This is a genomic window from Shinella sp. G-2 (assembly GCF_050172695.1).
GTDB lineage: Bacteria > Pseudomonadota > Alphaproteobacteria > Rhizobiales > Rhizobiaceae > Shinella.
In genome coordinates this window covers 20,772-44,834 of record NZ_JBBEYH010000024.1, presented here as the reverse complement: position 1 = coordinate 44,834, position 24,063 = coordinate 20,772, and the positions used below count along the sequence as shown (strand labels likewise).

The window sequence follows — 24,063 nt, the reverse complement described above, 5'->3', positions numbered from 1 at the left end:
GGCAGCGGACTGTCTCACTTCGCCCTTTCCTGCGCAAGGTCGCTCAGGATGCCGGCGGCGACGCTGACCTTGGCGAGCGTCGCTTCGCCCGTTTCCGTCAGCGCCGAGAGGTTTGCCGTCACGCGGGCAAGCCGCTCCTTCTCCGCCTGCTGCCAGGCGGCAAGCGGGGCCTTGTCGCCCTTGTGGCGGGCAAGCACGGCGCTTGCGAGGTCGCGGCGGGCATTGGCGATGTCGGTGAGGCTGCGCTGCAAGGCGAGCGCCTCGTAGAGATCGCCGGTCGGAATGCGGCCCGCCGCCGAGAGCAGACGGCCGATATTCAGCGCCGCGCTGATGCCGGCGAAGGTTTGCGCCGTCTTGCCGAGCGTATCGCCGGTGGCGTTGGCGATCAGCATGACCTCGGGCACGAAGGTGAGCATGGAGAGCGTGGCGATCTCTTCCGCCAGCTCACCCGGAACGCCTTCGTCCTCATAGGCATGGGCCTTGCGGCGGGCCTCGTCGCCGGCGGCTTCCGAAACCAATGTCGCAAGGTTGGGACGAAGCTGCTTCAGCGCCTGCTTGAGCTTGTGCACGGCCTGGTCCATCGGGCCGGCGACCGCGCCGGTCGTCAGCAGCAGGCTGGTGACGGAAGCATAGATGCGGCCGATCTCCTCGTAGAGCTCGTTCTGCACCGCGCCCGAGACCACGTTGTCCAGCGCATCGACGCCGGCATAGAGCGTTGCGAGGCCGTAGCCGTCGCGTGCGATGATCGCCGCCTTCACCGCATCGGCGGAGCCGAAGCCGGTGCCGTCGGTCAGCGTGTTGACGAAGGCCGGGCCGCCGCGATTGATCACCTCGTTGGCGAGGATCGTCGCGATGATCTCGCGGCGTAGGCGATGCGAGCGGATATCGTCCGCATGCGCCTTCTGCATCTTCGCCGGGAAGTAACCCGTCAGCGTCGGTTCGAAATAGGGCTCGTCCGGCAGGTTCGTGTGGATCAGTTCGTCGAACAGCACCAGCTTGGCATAGGAGAGCAGCACGCCGATCTCTGGCCGTGTCAGCGGCTTGCCGGCCTGGTAGCGCTCGGCCACGGTGCGGTCGTCTGGCAGCGTTTCGACCTTGCGGTTGAGCTGGCCGGCGGCCTCGAAGCGATCCATCAGGCGCGTCAGCGGCGCGCGGTTGGCTGTGCCCTGCCGTTCCGTCAGCGAGATCGCCAGTGACTGCAGGTAGTTGTTGCGCAGCACGAGATGGGCCACCTCGTCCGTCATCGAGGCAAGCAGCACGTTGCGCTTGGCGCGCGTCAACCGCTCGTCGCGCATGGCCGAGGCGAGCGCGATCTTGATGTTGACCTCGACGTCCGACGAGTTCACGCCGGCCGAGTTGTCGATGGCGTCGGAATTGCTGCGTCCGCCCTTGAGGCCGAAGGCGATGCGGCCGCGCTGGGTGACGCCGAGATTGGCGCCCTCGCCGACAACCTTGGCACGCACGTCCTCGCCGACGATGCGGATCGGGTCGTTGGCGCGGTCGCCCACTTCCGCGTCCGTCTCGTTCTGGCCGCGGATATAGGTGCCGATGCCGCCGAACCAGAGCAGGTCGACCGGGGCCTTGAGGATCGCCGTCATGATCTCGAACGGCGTCGCCTTGGGCTTGTCGAGGCCGATCACGGCCATGGCTTCCGGCGTCAGCGTCACGGATTTTTCCGTGCGCGGAATGATCATCGCACCCTTGGACAGGACCGAGCGATCATAGTCCTGCCAGCTCGAGCGCGGCAGGTTGAACATGCGGCGACGCTCGGCGAAGGACGTGTCGGTATCCGGATTCGGATCGATGAAGATGTCGCGGTGGTCGAAGGCCGCGACGAGGCGGATCTTGCGCGACAGCAGCATGCCGTTGCCGAAGACGTCACCCGACATGTCGCCGACGCCGGCCACGGTGAACGGCGTCTTCTGGATGTCGATGTTCATCTCGCGGAAGTGGCGCTTGACGGTTTCCCAGGCGCCGCGGGCGGTGATGCCCATCTTCTTGTGGTCGTAGCCGGCCGAGCCGCCCGATGCAAAGGCGTCGTCAAGCCAGAAGCCGGCTTCCTGGGCCAGCCCGTTCGCCGTGTCGGAGAAGGTCGCCGTGCCCTTGTCGGCGGCGACGACGAAATAGGGGTCGTCCCCGTCGATGCGCACGGTATCGGCCGGCGGCACGACGTCCTGGCCGACGATGTTGTCGGTGACCGAGAGCAGCGTGCGGATATAGGTCTTGTAGGCTTCGGTGCCGGCCTTGAAGACGGCGTCGCGGCTGCCGCCGACGGGAAGCTGCTTGGGATAGAAGCCGCCCTTGGCGCCGACCGGCACGATGACCGAGTTCTTCACCTGCTGCGCCTTCACGAGGCCCAGCACTTCCGTGCGGTAGTCCTGCGCGCGGTCGGACCAGCGCAGGCCGCCGCGAGCGACCTTGCCGAAGCGCAGGTGCACGCCTTCCACTTCCGCGCCATAGACGAAGATTTCGCGGAAGGGGCGCGGCTCCGGCAGGCCGTCGAGGGCCTTCGGATCGAGCTTGATCGCCAGCGTCTTGCGCGGCTTGCCGTCCGCATCCTTCTGGAAATAGTTCGTGCGCAGCGTCGCCTCGATGGCGTTGACGCAGCGGCGGAGCATCCGGTCCTCGTCGAGGCTCGGCACGTTTGCCAGCGCTTCCTCGATGGCCGCGGCCACCTCGGCGGACTTCTTCTCGCGCTGGCGGTCCGAAAGCTTCGGATCGAGACGGGTCTCGAACAGGCGGAAGAGGTTTGCGGCGATGGCCGGATACTTGTTCAGCGTATCGGCGATGTAGCCTTGCGAATAGGCGATGCCCGTCTGGCGCAGGTAACGCGAATAGGTGCGCAGCGCCATGATCTCGCGTGCCGAAAGGCCGGCGGTGAGGATCAGGCGGTTCAGCGCGTCGTCGTCCACCTCGCCGTGCCAGGCCGCGAGGAAGGCTTCCTCCAGGATCGGGCTCAGCTTGGCAAGGTTCACTTCCTGGCCGTCGCGCTGCTTCAGCTCCATGTCATGCAGGATGACGCGGCGCTGCTCGCCGTCGAGGCCGACGAGCGTCAGGTCGTGCGTCTGCTCGCTGACGACGTTGAAGCCGAGGTTTTCGAGCAGCGGAACGCGCTGCGAGAGCGAAACCGGCTCGCCGGCGTGGAAGATCTTCAGTTCGACGGAGGTGAGATCCGTGTTCCAGGCCTTGCGATAGAAGGCGATGCTGATCGGGTTTTCCGCCGTTGCCGTGGTGATCAGCGCAAGATCCGCATGGGCTTCGGCCGGGGTGAAGTCTTCCTGATAGCCGCGGTCGGTGTCGAGGCGCACGCCATCGGCATTGGACAGGGCCTCGAAACGGTCGGTCCAGCGCGTCGCGATCTCGCGCACCGCCTGTTCCAGCTTCGGCTGCGGAATGCGCGGCGTCTTGCCGCCGGAACGGCCGATGATGAAGTGCACGCGGGCAAGGCCACCTTCCGGGAAGGCCGGATAGTAAGCCGAGACACGGCCGTCGTAAGCCGACTTCAGATAGTTGCCGATCTTCTCGCGCACGTCCGAATCATACTGCTCGCGCGGCACGTAGACGATGACGGAAACGAAGCGGTCGAAGCGGTCGATGCGCGGCAGGACGCGGATGCGGGGCCGGTCCGAGAGTTCGTTGATCTGTTCGCAGAAGCTGGCGAGCAGGCCGGTGTCGATCTGGAAGAGATCGTCACGCGGATAGGATTCCAGCGTGTTGATCAGCATCTTGCCGGAATGGCTCTTCGGGTCGTAGCCGAAATGCTCGACGACCGCCTCCACCTTGGAGCGCAGGAGCGGAATCTGGCCGGCGGCATGGGTATAGGCAGTGGAGGTGAAGAGGCCGACGATGCGCAGTTCGCCGATGACCTTGCCCTTCTCGTCGAAGCGCTTGAGGCCGACATAGTCCATATAGGCCCGGCGGTGCACGACGGATTTCACATTGGCCTTGGTGACGATGAGGAAGTCCGGGCCTTCGAGGAATTCGAGAATTTCCGGCGTCGTCGTCACGGCATCCTTGCCGAGGCGCAGCACGCGCACATCGGGATCGGAGAGAATGCCGAGGCCTTCGCCGCCGCGTTCAACGGTCGCCGCCTCGCCCTTGCCGGAATAGCTGTATTCCCGCATGCCGAGGAAGGTGAAGTTGTTGGCGCGCAGCCAGTCGAGGAAGGCGAGCGCCTCGTCCTTGCCGGGCTTCTCCTTGGCGTAACGGGCCATGTCGGCCATGGTGCTGTCCAGCTTTTCCAGCATGGACGGCCAGTCGTCGACGGCAAGGTGCACCTGATTCAGCACATTGCCGACGCGCTCGGCGAGCGAGGCGGCCTCGGCCGGCGCAAGCTCGGACAGATGGATCTCGATGTGGCTGACCCGGTGTGACGGATCGCTTTCCTCGTCCGGCGAGAAGAGCTTCGGCGCCTCGCCCGGCGCCACGACGAGGATCGGGTGGATCGCAAGGTGGATGTCGCGATGCGTGCTCGTCACTTCGCCCATGACCGAATCGTAAAGGAACGGCTGGTTGCGGTCGGTGACGGAGAGGACGGAGACCGGCTGGCCCTGCGGCTTCACGTCGGCAAGCGTGGTGACGGTGACGCGCGGCGCGCTGCCGTCCCAGGCCTCGATTTCGGCCATGGCATGGGCTGCTGCTGCGGCCAGCATCTCACCCGTATAGTGCTCGATATCGTCCTTGCTGGCACGCCCGAAAAGGATGTCCGGGTTGAGCGTCTTTGCGCCGAGGGCGGCTGCTGCGGCCTTTGCGGCCTCGATGTGTTTTTCTCGTTTCATATTGGTCCTGGCACCCATGGAATTCTCCCTCGAATCCGATGGCCGGGACGTTAGCAGAAGAAAAAATACGCGCGACGAAATTTGTGCGTTTGCGAGAAAATTCAATCGATTTTGTCCGGAATAGGTCAGTTTTGCTGTCGTTTTGTCGTGAAATTCATGATTTTTCGTCGAAAAGCAGCCCAAAACCGGCCTGAACCGCTCAATCCGGTCATTTCCCAAGGGAACCGAATGTTGACAGAAAAGGACCCCCTTGCGATCACTTCGGCCAAGCGAAGGGAGCCGGCTATGCACGACAGCGACAAGGGCACGGTCATCGTCATTTCGAGCCATGTGGTGCGTGGAACGGTGGGCAACCGCGCCGCTGTCTTCGCACTCGAAACGCTCGGCCACCCTGTCTGGGCGCTGCCCACCGTCATCCTGCCCTGGCATCCCGGCCATGGCCGCGCGACCCGCATTCCGCTCGCGGCCGACGACTTCGACGCGGTCGTTTCCGATCTCATTCGCGCGCCCTGGCGCGGCGAGGTGAAGGCGGTGCTGACCGGCTATCTCGGAAGTGCGGACCAGGCCCGCTCGGTGGCGCGGCTTGTCGAGAGCCTCAGGGCCGACAATCCCGACCTTCTCTATATGTGCGATCCCGTCTGCGGCGACGAGCGTGGCCTCTATGTGCCGGAGGAGACGGCGGTGGCGATCCGCGACAACCTGATCCCGCTCGCCTCCATTGCCACGCCGAACCGCTTCGAACTGTCCTGGCTCGCCGGTGCGCCGCTGGAGACCAATGCGGCGATCGTCGACGCGGCGCTGTCGCTCGGTCCGGCTCGCATGCTCGTCACGTCGGCGCATCCGCTGATGGTCGGCAGCACCGGCAACCTCTATCTGTCCGGCCGCAGCGCGCTTCTGGCCGAACACCGCCTCGTGCCCAACCCGCCGAACGGCACCGGCGACCTGCTGTCGGCCATTTTCCTCTCGCGGGTGATGGAGGGCTTGGCCGACGAGCGCGCTTTGATGAGCGCGACGGCCAGCGTTTTCGAGATCGTCGCGCGCACCGCCAAGCGCGGCGCCGACGAATTGACGCTGGAGCAGGACGCGTCCAGCATCTCGACCCCGATGGCCATGGTGCACATGCGCCGCCTCATGCATCCGGCGCAAACGCGCCGGCCGTAACGCGATCCGGTCTTGCGCCCTGCCCTTCGGAATGGTTTATGCGTCAAGCCGGATGGAGCCTCGTCCGGCAGATCGTATCACGGGGGTATTCCGACGCATGAACCGCTTTCCCGATCGTCTCCTGAATGGCTACCGCAATTTCATGTCCGGCCGTTATGCCGAACAGTCGGCGCGCTACAGGGCGCTGGCCGAGACCGGCCAGAAGCCGAAGACCCTTGTCATCGCCTGTTGTGATTCCCGCGCCGCGCCGGAGACGATCTTCGACAGCGGGCCGGGCGAACTCTTCGTCGTGCGCAACGTCGCGAACCTCGTGCCGCCCTATGAGCCGGACGGCCAGTTCCACGCCACCTCCGCGGCGCTCGAATTCGCTGTGCAATCGCTCAAGGTCACCGATATCCTCGTGATGGGCCACGGCCGCTGCGGCGGCATCTCCGCCGCGCTCGATCCCGATGCCGAGCCGCTGTCGCCGGGCGATTTCATCGGCAAGTGGATGGGCATGCTGAAGCCCGTCGCCGAGCAGATCCAGGGTGCGGAAATCCTGACGCAGGGCGAACGCCAACGCGCCCTCGAACGCGTCTCCATCCGCAATTCCATCGCCAATCTAAGGACGTTCCCCTGTGTGCGCATCCTGGAGGAAAAGGGCCGCATCCAGTTGCACGGCGCCTGGTTCGACATTTCGACCGGCGAGCTCTGGATCATGGATGCCGCGACCGGCGATTTCAAGCGCCCGAGCGCATAACGAAAAAGCCCGGCACGGTTTCCCGCGCCGGGCTTTTTGTCGAAGAGAGCCGGCTTAGTTGCCGTCGATTTCCGCACCGATGATGGCGATCGCGCGCTGGTAGACGCTGGCTGCGTTCCAGCCCTGCAGGGCGCCGAAATTGCCTTCGCCCGGCTGGTAGCCACCGCCGGCGCTCCAGCCGTGACCGCGCAGGAAGTTCGCCGTGGAGGCGAGCGCGTCGGCCTTGGAGCCGACGAGGTCGATGCGGCCGTTGCCGTCGCCGTCGACGCCGTATTTCAGCACGTTCGCCGGCAGGAACTGGGTCTGGCCGATTTCGCCATGCGCGGCACCGCGCGCCGTGGTGCTCAGCGTGCCGTTCTGCACGAGCTGCAGGGCGGCATAGAGCTGGTTCGTGAAATAGTCAGAGCGGCGGCAGTCATAGGCAAGCGTCGCGACGGCCGAAAGCGTGTGTTCCTTGCCGAGGAAGCCGCCGAAGCCGGTTTCCATGCCCCAGATGGCGATGAGCGGGCCGGCGGGAACGCCGTAGCGGCTCTCGATGCGCTGGAAGAGCGCGGCGTTCTGCTTCTTCATGCTCTTGCCGCGGCTGATGATGGCCTTGCCACCGCGCTTCTGCATGAACTGGTCGAGCGAGAGCTTGAAGCTCTTCTGGCCGCGGTCGGCGCGGATCGTGGCGCGGGCATAGCTGACATTGGCGAAGGCCTTGTCGAGCGTTCCGCGGCTGATGCCGCGACCGGCTGCCTCATCCTTGAACGCTTCGACCCAGGCCGGAAAACCGCCCGCATCGTTGCCGCACTTGGCGGCCTGTGCCGCTGCCGGTACCGCCGCCGTGGCGATCATTGCGGCCAGAACCTTGGCCACGCTCTTGATCATGCCCATGAAAAACCCCGTGATCTCGTGAATTCCGCTGCGGGAGCATGGCATGCTCCCCTGTTCCTGTCATCGCACCATGCCGTAAACCCTTGCCGGCGACACTGGCCGGACCGGTTCAAAGCGAAGTCCCGATTGTTCTCAAACGGAACAACCGGGACTTTTATTTAAATTGGGTTAAGAGATCGTTGCCACATCCTGCCGGAATGCGGAAAAACGGTCCTTCCCAAAAATCAGGCGGCCTGCTTCTTCGCCTTGATCAGACCGCGGGCGACGAGCAGCTCCGCGATCTGGATGGCGTTGAGGGCGGCACCCTTGCGCAGGTTGTCGGAGACGACCCAGAGATTGAGGCCGTTTTCGACGGTCGCGTCCTCGCGGATGCGCGAGATGTAGGTGGCGTCTTCACCGGCCGATTCGTACGGGGTGATGTAGCCGCCGTTCTCGTGCTTGTCGATGACCTGGCAACCGGGCGCTTCGCGCAGGATCTCGCGCGCCTCGTCGGCGGTGATTTCCTTCTCGAACTCGATGTTGACCGATTCGGAGTGGCCGATGAAGACCGGGACGCGCACGGCCGTGCAGGTCACCTTGATCTTCGGGTCGAGCATCTTCTTGGTCTCGGCGAGAACCTTCCACTCTTCCTTCGTGTAGCCGTCTTCCATGAAGACGTCGATGTGCGGGATGACGTTGAAGGCGATACGCTTGGTGAACTTCTTCGATTCGATCGGATCGGCGACGAAGACGGCGCGGGTCTGGTTGAAGAGCTCGTCCATGCCGTCCTTGCCGGCGCCGGATACGGACTGGTAGGTCGACACGACGACGCGCTTGATGGTGGCGCGGTCATGCAGCGGCTTCAGCGCGACGACGAGCTGGGCGGTCGAGCAATTCGGATTGGCGATGATGTTCTTGCGGGTGAACTGCGCGATGGCGTCGGGGTTCACTTCCGGAACGATCAGCGGCACGTCGGCGTCGTAGCGCCAGGCCGAGGAGTTGTCGATGACGACGCAGCCCTGCGCGCCGATCTTCGGCGAATACTTCTGCGACACCGAACCGCCGGCCGACATCAGGCAGATGTCCGTGTCGGAGAAATCGTAGTTTTCGAGGTTCTGCACCTTCAGCGTTCTGTCGCCGAAGGAGACTTCGGTGCCCTGCGAACGGGCGGAAGCGAGCGCAACGACTTCGTCAGCCGGAAAACCGCGCTCGGAAAGGATATTCAGCATTTCTCGGCCGACATTGCCGGTCGCGCCGGCGACTGCGATCTTGAAACCCATGACTAAAGCTCTCTTTCTCTGTCTCTCCGCGGGTTCAGGAGGGGAAACCCGCCGGCCTCGACGCGGGTTTCGGTCCCCGGCCATACCGGGGAGAGAGCGGTGGGCCAGAGACGTCAGACGGTTTTCGTCGTCGTTTTGGCCGTTGTTTTGGAAATCGATACGCAATGGCGAACCCGTCCGGCGTTGAAGGCCGGAGCGATCATGCGGGCGATGGCAATCCCATAGCGGTACATGGCGGTTCCTTTGCGTGCGACGTGAATACGCCGATCTGCCGAAGAGTCAAGCCTTCCGTGCTGCATCGCGCAAATACATCCGCCCGCGACTTAAGTCGTACATCCAAAGTCATAAGTCCAAAGCAGCGCTGATGTCACACGGCGTTTTCTGCCATCCTTTCATCAGGCGCACCCCGTCCGGCGTTTTAGGGAGAAATTCCGGACCATTCCTGGGCTGCCCCGCTACGCCGTTTTTGTGGAGGACAAACAAATGGCTAATGTTTCGACCGTGGGCAACGCCAAGTCGGCGCCCATGACGGGCGAGCAGAAGAAGGTGATCTTCGCCTCGTCGCTCGGCACCGTCTTCGAATGGTACGATTTCTATCTTTACGGTTCGCTGGCGATCTATATCGGCGCCACCTTCTTCAGCCAGTATCCGGAAACGACGCGCAACATCTTCGCGCTGCTCGCTTTCGCTGCCGGCTTCCTCGTGCGCCCGTTCGGCGCGCTGGTGTTCGGCCGCCTCGGCGACCTTGTCGGCCGCAAGTATACCTTCCTCGTCACCATCCTCATCATGGGCTTTTCGACCTTCGTCGTGGGTCTCCTGCCTGGCGCTGCCACCATCGGCATTGCCGCGCCGATCATCCTGATCCTCCTGCGCATGCTGCAGGGTCTGGCGCTCGGCGGTGAATATGGCGGTGCCGCGACCTATGTCGCCGAACATGCGCCGGACGGCAAGCGCGGTTACTTCACCTCCTGGATCCAGACGACGGCGACGCTCGGCCTGTTCCTGTCGCTGGTGGTCATCCTGGCGGTGCAGTTCATCCTCGGCAAGGAAGCCTTCGCGGCCTGGGGCTGGCGCATTCCGTTCCTCGTCTCGGTCGTCCTGCTCGGCGTTTCCGTCTGGATCCGCATGAAGATGAACGAGTCCCCCGCCTTCGCGAAGATGAAGGAAGAGGGCAAGGGCTCCAAGGCACCGCTCACGGAAGCCTTCGGCCAGTGGCGCAATGCCAAGATTGCGCTGCTCGCGCTGTTCGGCGCCGTCGTCGGTCAGGCCGTCGTCTGGTATTCCGGCCAGTTCTACGCGCTGTTCTTCCTGACGGGCGTCCTGAAGGTCGACGGTCAGTCGGCCAACCTGATGGTTGCCGCCTCGCTGCTCATCGGCACCGGCTTCTTCGTCTTCTTCGGCTGGCTGTCGGACAAGATCGGCCGCAAGCCGATCATCATGGCCGGCCTGCTGCTCGCCATGCTGACCTATTTCCCGCTATTCAAGGCGCTGACCTGGGCCGGCAACCCCGCGCTCGCCACGGCACAGGACACGGTCCGCGCGACCGTGACCGCGGCCCCCGGCGACTGCAAGTTCCAGTTCAACCCGACCGGCACGGCGAAGTTCACCACCTCGTGCGATATCGCGACGTCGTTCCTGACCCGCAACTCGGTGCCCTATGACGTCGTTTCGACGGCGGCTGCCGGCACGGCCGCCACGGTCAAGATCGGCGAACAGACGATCTCCAGCTACGACGCCGTCGCAGCCGGCGACCAGGCCAAGGGTCTCGATGCGGCCTTCCAGAAGCAGACCAACATGGCGCTTCACGATGCGGGTTATCCGCTGGTGCGCGGCGCTGCCAAGGTTCCGGACGCCAAGCTCGACGCCTTCGTCGCCGCCAACCCGGAACTGAAGCTCGACGCAGCCGCCATCCGTGCGGGTGAAAAGGCGACCATGCCGGCCGCCGATCTCGTCTCCGGCAAGCTGCTGACGGCCGATGAAGCCAATGGCGTCACGGACATGGCCGTCTACACGATTGCCGGCGGCGGCGCCTACACCATGGTCGCCGATCCGGCCAACGTGAACTGGATCACGATCATCGCCGTGCTGAGCGTGCTCGTGATCTACGTCACGATGGTCTATGGCCCGATCGCCGCCCTGCTGGTCGAACTCTTCCCGACCCGCATCCGCTACACCGGCATGTCGCTGCCCTACCATATCGGCAACGGCTGGTTCGGCGGCCTGCTTCCGGCGACGGCCTTCGCAATGAGCGCGGCCCAGGGCGATATCTACTACGGCCTCTGGTACCCGATCGTCTTCGCGGGCATCACCCTCGTCATCGGCCTTCTCTTCCTGCCGGAAACGAAGGACCGCGACATCCACGCCATGGATTGATCTCCCCCTTCCGATAGTTCATGGCGACCCGGCCCGCGGCAACGCGGGCCGGGTTCTTCATTTTGGAAGAAACGATTTCGGCAGCGGCCAGCCGCGTTCGTCGAAGCGGAAGAGCCAGTCCTGCCGGGCGAAGACGAAGGCGGTGGCGATGGCGGTCCACAGGCCGAGCAGCAGGCCGGCCGCCACGTCGCTCGGATAATGCGCGCCCACGATGATGCGCGAAAGGCCAATGGTCAGCGCGCCCATCAGGAAGAGCGGCCGCAGCCGCGGCGCGACCATGGAGAAGGCGCCGAAGAAGGCGCCGACGGCCGCCGAATGGCCGGAGGGAAAGCTGGAATAGAGATCGTCATAGGCGAACGGCGTCAGGCTGTAGGCGCCGTGCTCGGCAAAAAGTGCCGGTCGGGCGCGGCCGACGACAAGCTTGACGAGATGCACCAGCGCGCTGGTCGCCCCGATCGTCAGGAAGAAATAGAGCGACAGCCGCCAGGCGGTTCTCGCCCTTCCCGCCAGTGTCTCGCTGCCGCTCATCCGGTGCAGGATATAGGCGAGGATGACGATGAGGCCGGAGCCGTAGATCATCCAGCTGAACGTGCCGAAATCCGTGATGCGCCTGTTCACGGTGACGATGACCTCCGGAAGCCCCTGAGCGCGTTGCGAGATCAGGGGATCGAAGGGAACCAGCGCGACGACGAGTATTGCCGTGGCGGCAAGAATCCAGAGCGAGGAGGTCGCGAGCGATCGGTTCATGGGCATCCCTTGAAATCGGCGTTGCCTCCATGTGCTGGCGGCCGGCGGCTTTTCAAGGGCGTGAAATGAAAAAGGCTCCCGGAGCGGGTGCGCCGGGAGCCTTTTCAGCGATGGGATCGGCTCAGGCCGAGAGTGCCTTGAAGGCAGCGAGGATGGCGTCGCCCATGTCCGCGGTGCCGACCTTGCAGCAACCTTCGGCCATGATGTCGCCGGTGCGGATGCCGCTGTCGAGCACGTCGGCGATCGCCTTTTCCAGGTTGTCGGCTTCCTTGACCATGTTGAACGAGTAACGCAGGCACATGGCGAAGGAGGCGATCATGGCGATCGGGTTGGCGATGCCCTTGCCGGCAATGTCCGGTGCCGAGCCGTGCACGGGTTCGTAGAGCGCCTTGCGCTGGCCCTTGGCGTCCGGCGCGCCGAGCGAGGCGGACGGCAGCATGCCGAGCGAGCCGGTCAGCATGGCGGCGACGTCGGAAAGCATGTCGCCGAAGAGGTTGTCGGTAACGATGACGTCGAACTGCTTGGGCGCACGCACGAGCTGCATGCCGCCGGCATCGGCCAGCATGTGCTCGAGCTGCACGTCGGAATAGCTACGCTTGTGCGTTTCCGTCACCACCTGGTTCCAGAGCACGCCCGACTTCATGACGTTGCGCTTTTCCATCGAGCAGACGCGGTTCTGGCGCGTGCGGGCCAGCTCGAAGGCGACGCCGGCGATGCGCTCGATCTCGTAGGTGTCGTAGACCTGGGTGTCGATGCCGCGCTTCTGGCCGTTGCCGAGATCGATGATCTCCTTCGGCTCGCCGAAATAGACGCCGCCCGTCAGCTCGCGCACGATGAGGATGTCGAGGCCTTCGACCAGTTCCGGCTTCAGCGAGGACGCGTTGGCGAGTGCCGGATAGCAGATGGCCGGACGCAGGTTCGCGAAGAGCTTGAGGTCCTTGCGCAGGCGCAGAAGGCCGGCTTCCGGACGCACGTCGTAGGGAACCGCATCCCATTTCGGACCGCCGACGGCGCCGAACAGCACGGCGTCGGCCGCCAGCGCCTTCTCCATGTCGCCTTCCGAGATCGCCACGCCATGGGCGTCATAGGCCGAGCCGCCGACGAGGCCTTCGTCGGTGGTGAAACCGGCACCGCATTCGGCGTTCATATAGGCGATGATCTTGCGGACTTCCGCCATGGCTTCCGGGCCGATGCCGTCGCCGGGCAGAAGGAGGAGGTTACGCGCTGTCATGGGATTTTCCTTGATGTCACGGAAGGGTTGCGCGCTTCTTAGCGCAACTTCCGTTCAAGGAAAATCGCCGAAAAGAAAGAATTTTGCGCAAACACGTTCGTCTTTCGGCGCAAGTGGCGCCAGGAAAGTGTGTGCCGGTTTTGCACTGGGGGCGGCGGAAACGCCTAGGATCCGCGGAGCGCCGTGACTTCGATCTCGATCAGCATTTCGGGGCGGATGAGATCGCAGACCACCATCGTGGCTGCGGGGCGGATCGTGCCGAAGGTCTCGCCGAGAATCGGGAAGACGCGGTCGGCAAAGGTGGCGTCGGTGACATAGTAGTGGCAGCGCACCACATCCGCGAAGGAGAAGCCGCCATCCTGCAGGGCCTTGCCGATGGTGGCAAGGCAGTTGCGTGTCTGGTCTTCGACGCTGTCGGGCATGGTCATGCTGGCATAGTCGTAGCCGGTCGTGCCGGAGACGAAGCACCAGTCGCCCTGGATGACGGCGCGCGAATAGCCCGCCGTCGCCTCGAAGGGGGAGCCGGACGAGATCAGCCGGCGCATCGTCTTATGCCCAGGGACGCGAGGTCGCGGCCTGCTTCTCGAACGTGTCGATCGAGGTCGCCTTTTCCAGCGTCAGGCCGATATCGTCGAGCCCGTTCAGCAGGCAGTGCCGGCGGAAGGCGTCGATTTCGAAGCCGATGCGCCCGCCGTCGGGACCGGTGATTTCCTGGGTTTCCAGGTCGACCGTCAGGATGGCGTTGGAGCCGCGGCTGGCGTCGTCCATCAGCTTGTCCAGGTCGTCCTGGCTGACGACGATCGGCAGGATGCCGTTCTTGAAACAGTTGTTGTAGAAGATGTCGGCGAAGCTGGTGGAGATGACGCAGCGGATGCCGAAGTCGAGCAGGGCCCACGGCGCATGCTCACGCGAGGAGCCGCAGCCGAAATTGTCGCCGGCGACGAGGATCGTGGCATTCTGGTAGGCCGGCTTGTTCAGCACGAACGTTTCGTTGACGCTGCCGTCCTCGTTGTAGCGCGCTTCGGCAAAGAGGCCCTTGCCGAGACCGGTGCGCTTGATCGTCTTGAGATAGTCCTTCGGAATGATCATGTCCGTGTCGACATTGACGACGGGAAGCGGCGCGGCGACGCCGGTCAGCTTGACGAACTTTTCCATGGCAGGACCCTCGGAATGCGGTGATGTCGGTTGGTGCAAGCGTTTAGATCAGTTTTTCCGGGATTTGAAGGAGAATCTTCGGAAAAGCGGGGCGTCAAGCGCAAATGCCGGGCGCAAGCAGGCGCCCGGTCGTTCCTTCCGGAGGGAAGGTCTCGACTCAGAGGTCGATGATCGTACCGCGACCGTCGTTCCAGATGCGCGGCTCGCGCTGGCCGGGAGGCCTGCGGTCGGCGCGGGCGGTCGCGCGGACCGGCGCCGGCTGGAGCTTGGCAGCCAGCATGGAACCGAGCATCAGCACGGCGACGATGCCGGCGATGGCAAGGCCGATCGAGGCGGCGAACACGACGGTTGCCCCGGCGACCAGCATGGCGAAGACGGTGAAGACGATGGAGCGGATGCGCTGCATTTTGATTTGCCCTTTCTCTGGTAAACAATGTGGGGGCCGATTTTGTCCATTGCAAGGCCGAATTTCGCAGCGCTTGCGGCCTGCGGCAAAGCGCGGCACAAAGGGGGATGAACAGGACGCCCCATCATCACCCGCTTCGCCTGCGCCGCTCGGTGCTGACCGTTCCCGCCGTCAACGCGCGCGCGCTCGCCAAATCGGCGACGCTCGAGTGCGACGCCATCATCTTCGATCTCGAGGACTCCGTCCTGCCCGAAAAGAAGGCGGAGGCACGGGCGGCGCTGGCCGCGCATTTCGGCAAGCTCGACCGTTCGTCGGGCCGCGAGCACATCATCCGCATCAATTCCCTCGATGGCCCTGACGGCGCTCTCGATCTCGAAACGGTGCTCGACTGCATGCCGGATGCCGTTCTGCTGCCGAAGGTCTGCGAACCGCAGGATGTGCTCACCGTCGCCGACTGGTTTTCCGAGGCCGGCGCCGACGACGGCCCGCGGCTCTGGGCGATGATCGAGACGGCTGCCGGCCTTCTCAACCTTGCCGCCATCGCCGAAACGGGCCGCACCCATGGCGGCCGGCTCGACTGCTTCGTCGTCGGTCTCAACGACCTGCGCAAGGAAACCGGCATCGCCGACATCCCCGGCCGTCCCTTCCTCGTGCCGCTGCTGCTGCAGGTGGTCGTGGCGGCACGGGCTTCCGGGCTCGATGTCATCGACGCCGTCTTCAACGATTTTGCCGATGTCGACGGTTTTGCGGCCGAATGTCTTCAGGGCCGCCAGATGGGCTTCGACGGCAAGATGCTGATCCATCCCGCGCAGATCACTCCGGCCAACGATGCCTATGGCGTGAGCGAGGCCGAGGCCGCCGAGGCGCTTGCCGTGGTCGCCGCCTTCGCCGCGCCGGACAATGCCGGCAAGGCGGTGGTCAGCATCGCGGGCCGCATGGTCGAAAAGCTTCACGCCGACCAGGCCCAGCGCACCATAGCCAAGGCCGACCTCATCAACGAGAGAAAGAAGAACGCATGAAAGTCTATCGCTTCCTGACCGCTCCGGACGACGCCTCGTTCTGCCACAAGGTCACGCTGGCGCTGAACAAGGGCTGGGAGCTGCACGGCTCGCCCACCTATGCCTACAATGCCGAGGCAAAGATCATGCAGTGCGGCCAGGCCGTGGTGAAGGACGTGCCGGGCAAGGAATATACGCCTGATATCAAGCTATCGGAGCAATAGAGGACGGGCGGTTCAGGCCTCCGGGCCTGTTTCCTTTCGTCGTCATGGGCGGGCTTGGCCCGCCCACTTAACCCGCCGCGATCTCGACGCTCGCCTCGATGCGCTCCATGTCATCGTCCGACAGGCCGAAATGGTGGCCGATCTCGTGGATGAGGACGTGGGTGACGATGTCGCCGAGCGTTTCTTCGTTTTCGGCCCAATAGTCGAGGATCGGGCGACGATAGAGGGTGATGCGGTTCGGCATCTCGCCGGTCTCGACGGTGAAGCGCTCGCTGATGCCGCGGCCTTCGAAGAGGCCCAGCAGGTCGAAGGGCGTTTCCAGCGCCATGTCTTCGAAAACGTCGTCGCTTGGGAATTCGGCGATCTCGATAATGAGGTTGCCCGTCAGCGCACGGAATTCTTCCGGCAGGTGGCCATAGGCCTCCAGCGCCAGGGACTCGAACGTGCTGATGGTCGGGGCATGGCGGTTGCGCCAATCCTCGGTCTGGTCAATGCGGGCCATGGGCTCTCCTTTGCCCGTCATATAGACGATTTCCCACAATTTTCGAGGGTCGAATTTGCATGCCGCCCCTGCGTCGTCCGAGGAAACCGGGCCTCGGGCGCGATTCGGCCTGGTTGCGGGATGGGTGGGCAAAGCCGGCTGGCCGGGCGAGGCGCAATAAAACGTGATCGGTCAGTTTGCCGCACCCGCACTTTTGCGCTGCGCACCGAAGGGCGAGTAAGCGCCTGAAAAGGCGATATTTTCAGTCATGATTGGAACGAGTCTAAGATTTTGAGTCGGCAAGACTGACCTGTTCATTCTTGACAATCAGGGTCCTCTTTTGCTTAATCCCGGAAAGTCAGTACTTTGCGTATGGCAGGCAAGACGAAATGCTGGTTTGCAGCTGCAACTTCATCACCGAAAAAGAAATCGTCGACGTGATCAACACCCTCCTCGACGAGGACTGTTGGCAGCTTATCGTGCCTGCGAAAGTCTACCACGCGATGCAGAAGCGCGGCCGTTGCTGCGGCTGCTTCCCCAATGTCGTCGATATCATCATCCGCACCACCGAGCAGTATCACGCCCGGGGCGACTCGACGGATGCCGAGATTTTTGATTTCATGGCCCGCCTCAAACAATTCCATGAAGATAACAGGAGAGCGGACCTTGAAAGGCGACAAAAAAGTCATCGAGCAGCTTAACGAAGCGCTCTATCTCGAGCTGGGTGCCGTCAACCAGTACTGGCTTCACTATCGCCTGCTGGAAGATTGGGGTTACACGCTTCTCGCCAAGAAGGAGCGCGCCGAATCGATCGAAGAGATGCAGCATGCCGACAAGCTCGTCGCCCGCATCATCTTCCTCGAAGGCCATCCGAACCTTCAGACCGTCGCGCCGATGCGCATCGGCCAGAACGTCAAGGAAGTGCTGGAAGCCGACCTTGCCGGCGAATACGACGCCCGCACGGCCTACAAGAAGTCGCGCGACATCTGTTACCAGGCCGGCGACTATGTCAGCATGAAGCTCTTTGAAGAGCTGCTGATGGACGAGGAAGGTCATATCGACTTCCTCGAAACCCAGCTGGAACTGCTCGACAAGATCGGCGAAGCGAAATACGGCCAGCTCAACGCGGCCCCGGCGAACGAAGCCGAATAAGGCTTGCGACGCTGCAGATACGGAAAACCCCGGCCTTGCCGGGGTTTTTTGTTTCAGGGCGCCAGATGCGCGAAGGCTGCGACGACCTCTTCATAGACCTTGCGCTTGAAGGGCACGATCAGCTCCGGCAGGTCGCGCATCGCCTTCCATTCCCAGGCGTCGAATTCGGGGTCGTGGCCGCCGGGCGGCGGGTTGATGGCGATTTCGCTCTCCGCCCCCTCGAAGCGGAAGGCGAACCAGCGCTGGGTCTGGCCGCGATACTTGCCCTTGAGGCCGATGCCGAGAAGATGGGCCGGCAGGTCGTAGTTGATCCAGCGGCCGGCATCGGCGATCAGCGAAACGCTTTTGATGCCGGTTTCCTCGTAGAGCTCGCGATAGGCGGCCTCCAGCGGATCCTCGCCCTTGTCGATGCCGCCCTGCGGCATCTGCCAGAGTTGCGGCGAACCGTCATATTCCGAATTGCCGACGGGAATGCGCCGGCCGGCCCAGACCTTGTTCTCGGCGTTCAGCACCATGATGCCGACGCAGGGGCGATAGGGCAGATCCTCGGCCCTTATCACCTTGTCCTTTTCCTTGCCCATCGAAGCTTCCTATTTCTTGGCGGGAACGGCTGCGAGCGCGGCGACGCCGACGATCTCGATGCCGCGGGTCTGGGCTTCCTCGCACCATTTGCTGATCGCGTCCACACTTTCGTCGAAGGCCGAGGCGATGCCGATCGCGGTGCCGTTGCGCCGGGCGATGCGCTCCAGTTCGTCGAGCTTCTTCAGCACAGAGGCCTGCGACAGGTCGGCGTCGAGCTGGAGATCGGCGAAGGCATGCGGCGCCTCGATGGCGCCGGCCAGCGTGCCGGAGAGCGATTGCGCCGTGCTGCCGTCGTCGAGGAACAGGAGGCCACGGCTTGCGACATCGCGCATGACCGGCTCCAGCGCGTCCGCATCCGAAAGGAAGCGGCCGCCCATGAAATTCACGATCCCGGTATAATTGGTGATTTTCGCCATGGCGCGGTGCAGCTCTGCGAGGTTCTGCACCTCCTTGGCGTCGGTGCGCAGCGTGAAGGGGCCGGGGTCGTTCTGCGGGTAGTCGAAGGGCTCCAGCGGCATCTGCAGCAGGATTTCATGACCATTTCGGCGTGCTTCCTGCATCCAGCGCGGCAGGCTGTTGCCGCTGGCGGCGAAGGCGAGCGTCACCTCGCCCGGCAATTCGCGGATCGCGCGCTGCGTGCCCGTCTGGCTGAGGCCGAGGCCGCCGACGACGATGGCGATGCGGGTGCCGCGCGCGCCCGACCAGGGACGGGCATACTGATCCATCGGCCGCGTGCCATCGAGGCCGATGACGGGAATCTTGCCGTCGGACGTGTCTTCCAGGAGGTCGTCATTGGGGAAGGCGGCCGTGCGGGCGTCCTGGCCGATGCGGTTCGCCTCGATCAGCAGCGGGCCGGTGCCGTCGCGCGTGCCGGGTGAATATTTGCGCACGACATTGCCGTTGTCGGTCACGGTCTCCTCGACGCGCGCGCCGGAAAGGCCATTGGCACGGCGCACGCCGTCCTTGGCCTCCGCCACCTCCTGGTCGAGCTTCGTTTCCGGGGTTGCGGCGGCCGTATCGTCGGCGGGGATGGTGAGCGGCGCGGTACGCAGGCCGCTCGGCGCCAGCGCCGTCCAGCCGGAAAAGCCGAGCAGGCCGGCAAGGGCGATGACGAACACGACATTGCCGGCGGAGAACCGGTACGGTCCCGCGGGTCCTGGCCTTGCCTTGCGGTCCTGGCCGAGCGGTGCGTGAATGTCTGTGCCCAAGGTCAGTCCGCGCTGGCTGGCCGGTCCGAAAGGAGACAGGGCCCGCGCGATGGCGGGCCCTGCGCATGCGGGTTACTTCTTCAGTTCGGCCTTTTCCGGATTGGCCGGGAAGGACGGGTCGGTCTTCTGGCCGCGCAGCAGTTCCAGCGCGTATTGAAGCTGTACGTCGTCCTTGGCTTCCGGCGGGACATAGGCGGACGAGCCCGAACCGGTTTCCGTCTCGCTCTGGCCCTGGATATGGCCGCGCAGGCTCGATTCGCTGGCATTTTCCAGCTTGCCCTGCAGTTCCGGCGGCAGCGGCTGCTCGACGGTGATGTCGGGCGTGATGCCGGTGCCCTGGATCGATTTGCCGGACGGCGTGTAGTAGAGCGCCGTCGTCAGGCGCAGCGCGCCGGCTTCGCCCATCGGGATGATGGTCTGGACCGACCCCTTGCCGAAGGAACGCGTGCCGAGCACGGTGGCGCGGCGCAGGTCCTGCAGCGCGCCGGCGACGATTTCCGAGGCCGAGGCCGAGCCGCCATTGACCATGACGATGACCGGCTTGCCGTCGACGATGTCGCCCGGTGTCGCGTTGAAGCGGCGGGTTTCGTCCTCGTTGCGGCCGCGGGTCGAGACGACCTCGCCGCGTTCCAGGAAGGCGTCGGAGACGTTGATCGCCTGGTCGAGCAGGCCGCCCGGATTGAGGCGGAGGTCGAGCACGTAGCCCTTCAGCTTGTCGGCCGGAACCTCTTCCTTGATCTTGGTGATCGCAGCTTCCAGGTCGTCATAGGTCTTCTCCGTGAAGGAGATGACGCGCAGATAACCGACATCGCCCTCGACGCGCGACTTGACGGCCTTCACCGCGATGATGTCGCGCATGATGGTCAGCTCGATCGGCTTGTCGGCGCCCTTGCGGATCAGCGTCAGCTTGATCGGCGTGTTGACGGCGCCGCGCATCTTCTCGACCGCTTCTTCCAGCTTCAGGCCGCGCACATCCGCGCCGTCGATCTTGGCAATGAAGTCACCGGCAAGAACGCCCGCGCGGGCGGCCGGCGTGTCGTCGATGGGCGTGATGACCTTGACGAGCTCGTCTTCCATCGTGACCTCGATGCCGAGGCCGCCGAATTCGCCGCGCGTCTGGGTGCGCATGTCCTCGGCGTCCTTCGCATTCATGTAGGAGGAATGCGGGTCGAGCGAGGAGAGCATGCCGTTGATGGCATTCTCGATGAGCTGGTCTTCCTTCGGTGGGGTCACGTACTGGGCGCGCACGCGCTCGAAGACGTCGCCGAAAATGGAGAGCTCCCGATAGGTCGACGAGCCGGCGGCTTCGGCGGGCAGCGTTACCGTGTTGATGACGCTCATGGCCGTGGCACCCATGAGTGCACCGACAATAACAAGTGAAGCCCTACGTATCATTGCGTGCCTTTCCAGAATTTTTTGCGGACCACCACGGCCGGGAATCAACCGGTTTTCCGTTCTTTCGGAATTCAATGTAAAGTGTCGGCTTGTCCGTTTCCAGCGTCAAAGCGTTGACACTCGCGACCCTTTTTTCACCCATCACGGCGAGCGGTTCTCCCGCCACGACGAACTGACCCTCGCGCACGCTCACCTTGTCCATGCCGGCGAGAACCAGATGGTATCCCTCTCCGGCATTCAGGATGATCATGCGGCCATAACTGCGAAACGTTCCGGCAAAGACGATCCATCCGTCCGAGGGCGCGGTCACAAGCGCGCCGGGATTGGCGGCCAGCGTCAGCCCCTGCGAATCATGGCCGGTACCATCCGCCTCGCCGAATTGGCGCAGGACGTCGCCCGCCACGGGATAATCGAGTTTTGCCTGCAGCTCCTGGAATTCGTATGCCGGAGCAATGCGGTTTTTGTCGGGCACCGTCTCGCGGGCGAGCGCCCGCGCTTTCTCCCGTTCCGCCTCGCTCTGGCCGCGTCGTTCCTCTTCCTTGGCGCGGGCGAGCGCGGCGGCGTCGCGCACCGAGCCGATCTCCTGCTCCAGGCTGCCGATCAGGCCCTCGAGGCTGGTGGCGCGGGCGGCAAGCTCCTCGGCACGGCGGCGCTCGGCGGCGAGCGTCCGGTTGTTCGTCTGAGCCAGGGCCTCGTTTTCGGCGACCAGAAGCTCGGTGCGCTTCTCCGCCTCGATGCGCACCTGCATGGCGTCGGTCAGCTGGGTCTTTTCCTGGTCGATATCGCTCTTGATGTCCATGAGGGCGGAGAGATCGTCGATCAGCGCGTCGGTTTCCTTGCGGATGCCGGGCACGACGGCGCCAAGCAGGATGGCGCTGCGCACGGAGGCGAGCGCATCGTCCGGCGTCACGAGCAGCGCCGGCGGCGGGTTTCGCCCCATGCGCTGGAGCGCGGCGAGAACCTCGGCCAGAAGCCCGCGGCGCTCGTGCAGAGAGGCGCGCACGCCTGCCTCCTCCTCGCGCATGCCCTCCAGCCGCTTCTCGCCGGCAAGGATCTTCTCTTCCATCTGCTTGCGCAGCGCGGCCGACTTGACGATTTCCTCGCGCAGGGTCTGCCGGGATTTTTCGAGGGTGGCGATCTCGGTTTCGAGCTGCTTCGTCTTCTCGTCGGAAACGGTGATCGACTGCGAGAGCGCTTCGAGTTCGCGGCGCGTGCTGTCGCGGCGCAGCGCGAGGGCCGCGGCGGGATCGGGCTCGGCCTTCGGCAGCGAACCGGTCTTCTCAAGCGTGACGGCGGCGTCCTGCGGTTCGGCGAAGAGGGGCGCCGAAATCAGCGATGAGGCCAGGACAGCCGACAGCAATGCCGGCCGCAGCAGGCGGCTGACACCCTTACCGGGATTGGCTGTGCCGGTTTTCCTCATCGTCTCCCGAACGTCCGTTGTGCCCGCTCTATGCTGATTTGCCGATTTCGCCAAGAAACAGCGCCGAAAATACGGCCTCGGCCATCCTGCACGCCAGAGCTTGCGCGGCGATGATGTCAGGAACGGTGATAGGGATGGCCAGAAAGGATGGTGACGGCGCGATAAAGCTGTTCGGCAAGCAGGATACGCACGAGCTGGTGCGGCCAGGTCATCTTGCCTAGGCAAAGCGTGGCGTTGGCGCGCTCGTAAAGGGCAGGGTCGAGCCCGTCCGCGCCGCCGATGGCGATCATCAGTTCGCGCTTGCCGGCGTCACGGTAATTTCCGAGAAGGTCGGCGAAGGCAGGGGAATCGAGGGATTTGCCACGCTCGTCGAGAAGGATCAGCACGGCGCCGTCGGGCAGCGCCTTTTCCAGCAGCGCCGCTTCCTCGCGCTTGCGCGTCTCGGCATTGCCGGCGCGGCTTTCGCCGACTTCGGCAAGCTTGCCGAGTTCGAGGCCGACGGCGGGGCCGGCCTTCGCGAAACGGTCGATATAACGGGCCGCAAGATCCTTCTCAGGGCCGGCCTTCAGCCGTCCCACCGAAAAAAGTCCAACCCGCATCGCCCGAAGCCCTGTCCGTTCGGGTGGCGCTAAGGCCGCCACCGCCGTTCCTCGCCGGACAGGCGCCCGGCGTATCGTTTGATCTCTACCGCAATTCCGGATGCAAGACCGCTGCGCGCTTCTGCCGGAATTTCTAGTGTACCGTTCCGTCCTCGATCTCGGGAGCCGCCCACATCCGTTCGATGTTGTAGAACTCCCGGACTTCCGGCCGGAACACGTGGATGATGATATCGCCGGTGTCGATCAGCACCCAGTCGCCCGCCTCAAGACCTTCGACGCGGGCATTGCCCAGGCCTTCGTCCTTGAGATCGGAAATGAGGTGATCGGCAATCGCCATGACATGACGGTTCGAGCGTCCGGACACGACCACCATGTAGTCGCCCAGCGCCGATTTACCGGCAATGTTGATGCTGACGATATCTTCTGCCTTGGAGTCCTCGAGGCTTGCGAGGACCAGTTGAAGAGCCCGGTCGGCGGCATCGTCGCCCCGTCCCGCGTTCTTGGAGAAAACGCCGACGACGTTTCCCTTTGCGTGCACTGTTGTCAGGTTCGTTCCTTTCCGCATAACAAAACAGCACGTCCGTACCGGCAAAACCGCGCCGGCACCCACTAAATGTAGGCACCGATGGGTGTGAGTTTCAAGACGTCACTTCTGAGGGATGGTTTTCTCTAGGGCCTGCTGGTTGCGCAGCGCCGTGGAGCTGAGCGGTGAACGGGGCCCGTGGATGAAGGTCCAGGCCGGCGCGCGGCGGCCCGGCAGGGATAGCGCGTCCTCCTCGTCGACGCGGGCATAGTCGAAGGTTTTCGCCATGCGCGAGGAGAGATAGGCGAGCGTCGAGCCGGGTCGGTCGATGACGGCGATGGGGAAGGTGCAGGCGATCTTCTGCCAGTTCTGCCAGCGGTGGAAGGTGCCGAGATTGTCCGCGCCCATGATCCAGACGAAGTTCACGCCGCGGTTCAGGGCCTGCACACGCTCCAGCGTGCGGGCCGTATAGCTCTGGCCGAGCCGTTTCTCGAACGCCGTTACCTTCACGCGCGGACCGGGGGCGATCTCTTCGCTGAGGCGGATGCGCTCGGCAAGCGGGGCAAGCTGGCGATGATCCTTCAGCGGATTGCCGGGCGTCACCATCCACCAGAGCTGGTCGAGGCCAAGGCGACGAAGTGCGATTTCCGCGACAAGCGCGTGGCCCTGGTGCGGTGGATTGAAGGAGCCGCCGAACAGGCCGACCGCCATGCCTTTTTCGACATGGGGCATCCTCAGATACTGTTCCGCGACCGC

At 64.1% G+C, this 24,063-nt stretch carries 23 protein-coding genes; 7 read left to right on the top strand and 16 right to left on the bottom strand.

Features of this window, described 5'->3' with window-relative positions:
* Positions 1–14: 14 nt before the first annotated feature.
* Positions 15–4,796 carry an NAD-glutamate dehydrogenase gene (locus tag V8U06_RS24065; protein WP_427142831.1) on the bottom strand — a complete coding sequence of 1,594 codons (4,782 nt, stop codon included), beginning with the start codon at positions 4,794–4,796 and terminating at the stop codon, positions 15–17.
* A gap of 267 nt (positions 4,797–5,063) precedes the next feature.
* On the opposite strand from V8U06_RS24065, the gene pdxY reads away from it, so the two are divergent.
* Both pdxY and V8U06_RS24055 read left to right on the top strand, forming a co-directional pair.
* Entirely contained in the window at positions 5,064–5,939 is an 876-nt protein-coding gene (gene pdxY, locus V8U06_RS24060) for a pyridoxal kinase PdxY (RefSeq protein ID WP_427142830.1), read from the top strand.
* A 97-nt stretch (positions 5,940–6,036) separates the two neighbouring features.
* A complete protein-coding gene (locus tag V8U06_RS24055; RefSeq protein WP_226921548.1) occupies positions 6,037–6,678 on the top strand; it encodes a carbonic anhydrase in 642 nt (213 codons plus the stop codon).
* Between the two features lie 54 nt (positions 6,679–6,732).
* Here the strand turns inward: V8U06_RS24055 and V8U06_RS24050 are convergent, their stop codons facing one another.
* Both V8U06_RS24050 and V8U06_RS24045 read right to left on the bottom strand, forming a co-directional pair.
* Complete coding sequence (locus V8U06_RS24050; protein WP_427142829.1) at positions 6,733–7,554, bottom strand: lytic murein transglycosylase; 822 nt, start codon at positions 7,552–7,554, stop codon at positions 6,733–6,735.
* Positions 7,555–7,778: 224 nt separating this feature from the next.
* The gene (locus V8U06_RS24045) at positions 7,779–8,813 is read right to left on the bottom strand and encodes an aspartate-semialdehyde dehydrogenase (protein WP_226921552.1); all 1,035 of its coding nucleotides are present in this window, start codon (positions 8,811–8,813) and stop codon (positions 7,779–7,781) included.
* 483 nt (positions 8,814–9,296) lie between these two features.
* Between V8U06_RS24045 and V8U06_RS24040 the strand changes: the two genes are divergently transcribed.
* Positions 9,297–11,186 (top strand): MFS transporter, encoded by a 1,890-nt coding sequence (locus tag V8U06_RS24040; RefSeq protein ID WP_427142828.1) that lies wholly within the window; start codon positions 9,297–9,299, stop codon positions 11,184–11,186.
* Between the two features lie 57 nt (positions 11,187–11,243).
* Here the strand turns inward: V8U06_RS24040 and V8U06_RS24035 are convergent, their stop codons facing one another.
* The 5 genes from V8U06_RS24035 to V8U06_RS24015 all read right to left on the bottom strand — a co-directional run bounded on the left by V8U06_RS24035 (position 11,244) and on the right by V8U06_RS24015 (position 14,725).
* Complete coding sequence (locus V8U06_RS24035) at positions 11,244–11,933, bottom strand: phosphatase PAP2 family protein (protein ID WP_427142827.1); 690 nt, start codon at positions 11,931–11,933, stop codon at positions 11,244–11,246.
* A gap of 121 nt (positions 11,934–12,054) precedes the next feature.
* Positions 12,055–13,164 carry a 3-isopropylmalate dehydrogenase gene (gene leuB, locus V8U06_RS24030; RefSeq protein WP_427142826.1) on the bottom strand — a complete coding sequence of 370 codons (1,110 nt, stop codon included), beginning with the start codon at positions 13,162–13,164 and terminating at the stop codon, positions 12,055–12,057.
* Between the two features lie 164 nt (positions 13,165–13,328).
* Complete coding sequence (locus V8U06_RS24025) at positions 13,329–13,709, bottom strand: RidA family protein (RefSeq protein WP_427142825.1); 381 nt, start codon at positions 13,707–13,709, stop codon at positions 13,329–13,331.
* Positions 13,710–13,713: 4 nt separating this feature from the next.
* Complete coding sequence (leuD, locus tag V8U06_RS24020; protein WP_427142824.1) at positions 13,714–14,319, bottom strand: 3-isopropylmalate dehydratase small subunit; 606 nt, start codon at positions 14,317–14,319, stop codon at positions 13,714–13,716.
* 157 nt (positions 14,320–14,476) lie between these two features.
* Positions 14,477–14,725 (bottom strand): hypothetical protein, encoded by a 249-nt coding sequence (locus V8U06_RS24015; protein WP_427142823.1) that lies wholly within the window; start codon positions 14,723–14,725, stop codon positions 14,477–14,479.
* Positions 14,726–14,832: 107 nt separating this feature from the next.
* On the opposite strand from V8U06_RS24015, the gene V8U06_RS24010 reads away from it, so the two are divergent.
* Entirely contained in the window at positions 14,833–15,744 is a 912-nt protein-coding gene (locus tag V8U06_RS24010) for an HpcH/HpaI aldolase/citrate lyase family protein (RefSeq protein WP_427142822.1), read from the top strand.
* Positions 15,741–15,947, top strand: coding sequence for a DUF1737 domain-containing protein (locus V8U06_RS24005; protein WP_160786199.1), 207 nt, complete (start codon positions 15,741–15,743; stop codon positions 15,945–15,947). The genes V8U06_RS24010 and V8U06_RS24005 overlap by 4 nt, the downstream gene beginning before the upstream one ends.
* Before the next feature lie 67 nt (positions 15,948–16,014).
* Here V8U06_RS24005 and V8U06_RS24000 read toward each other — a convergent pair whose 3' ends face one another.
* Entirely contained in the window at positions 16,015–16,449 is a 435-nt protein-coding gene (locus V8U06_RS24000) for a metallopeptidase family protein (protein WP_226921569.1), read from the bottom strand.
* A 368-nt stretch (positions 16,450–16,817) separates the two neighbouring features.
* On the opposite strand from V8U06_RS24000, the gene V8U06_RS23995 reads away from it, so the two are divergent.
* Positions 16,818–17,129, top strand: a complete 312-nt coding sequence (locus V8U06_RS23995) for a (2Fe-2S)-binding protein (RefSeq protein WP_427142821.1) — start codon at positions 16,818–16,820, stop codon at positions 17,127–17,129.
* Positions 17,095–17,580, top strand: a complete 486-nt coding sequence (bfr, locus tag V8U06_RS23990) for a bacterioferritin (protein ID WP_226921574.1) — start codon at positions 17,095–17,097, stop codon at positions 17,578–17,580. The genes V8U06_RS23995 and bfr overlap by 35 nt, the downstream gene beginning before the upstream one ends.
* Before the next feature lie 53 nt (positions 17,581–17,633).
* On the opposite strand, the gene V8U06_RS23985 is transcribed toward bfr, so the two are convergent.
* The 7 genes from V8U06_RS23985 to V8U06_RS23955 all read right to left on the bottom strand — a co-directional run bounded on the left by V8U06_RS23985 (position 17,634) and on the right by V8U06_RS23955 (position 24,039).
* Positions 17,634–18,161 (bottom strand): RNA pyrophosphohydrolase, encoded by a 528-nt coding sequence (locus V8U06_RS23985; RefSeq protein ID WP_427142820.1) that lies wholly within the window; start codon positions 18,159–18,161, stop codon positions 17,634–17,636.
* A gap of 9 nt (positions 18,162–18,170) precedes the next feature.
* The gene (locus V8U06_RS23980) at positions 18,171–19,370 is read right to left on the bottom strand and encodes a divergent polysaccharide deacetylase family protein (protein ID WP_427142819.1); all 1,200 of its coding nucleotides are present in this window, start codon (positions 19,368–19,370) and stop codon (positions 18,171–18,173) included.
* A gap of 72 nt (positions 19,371–19,442) precedes the next feature.
* Positions 19,443–20,765: a S41 family peptidase gene (locus V8U06_RS23975; protein ID WP_427142818.1), complete on the bottom strand. Its 1,323-nt coding sequence runs from the start codon at positions 20,763–20,765 to the stop codon at positions 19,443–19,445.
* Positions 20,755–22,185, bottom strand: a complete 1,431-nt coding sequence (locus V8U06_RS23970) for a murein hydrolase activator EnvC family protein (RefSeq protein ID WP_427142817.1) — start codon at positions 22,183–22,185, stop codon at positions 20,755–20,757. Before V8U06_RS23970 ends, V8U06_RS23975 begins: the two co-directional genes overlap by 11 nt.
* A gap of 116 nt (positions 22,186–22,301) precedes the next feature.
* A complete protein-coding gene (rlmH, locus tag V8U06_RS23965) occupies positions 22,302–22,784 on the bottom strand; it encodes a 23S rRNA (pseudouridine(1915)-N(3))-methyltransferase RlmH (protein ID WP_427142816.1) in 483 nt (160 codons plus the stop codon).
* Positions 22,785–22,917: 133 nt separating this feature from the next.
* On the bottom strand, positions 22,918–23,349 hold the full coding sequence (rsfS, locus tag V8U06_RS23960) for a ribosome silencing factor (protein WP_427142815.1): 432 nt from the start codon (positions 23,347–23,349) through the stop codon (positions 22,918–22,920).
* 81 nt (positions 23,350–23,430) lie between these two features.
* Entirely contained in the window at positions 23,431–24,039 is a 609-nt protein-coding gene (locus tag V8U06_RS23955; RefSeq protein ID WP_427142857.1) for a nicotinate-nucleotide adenylyltransferase, read from the bottom strand.
* Between the last annotated feature and the right edge of the window lie 24 nt (positions 24,040–24,063).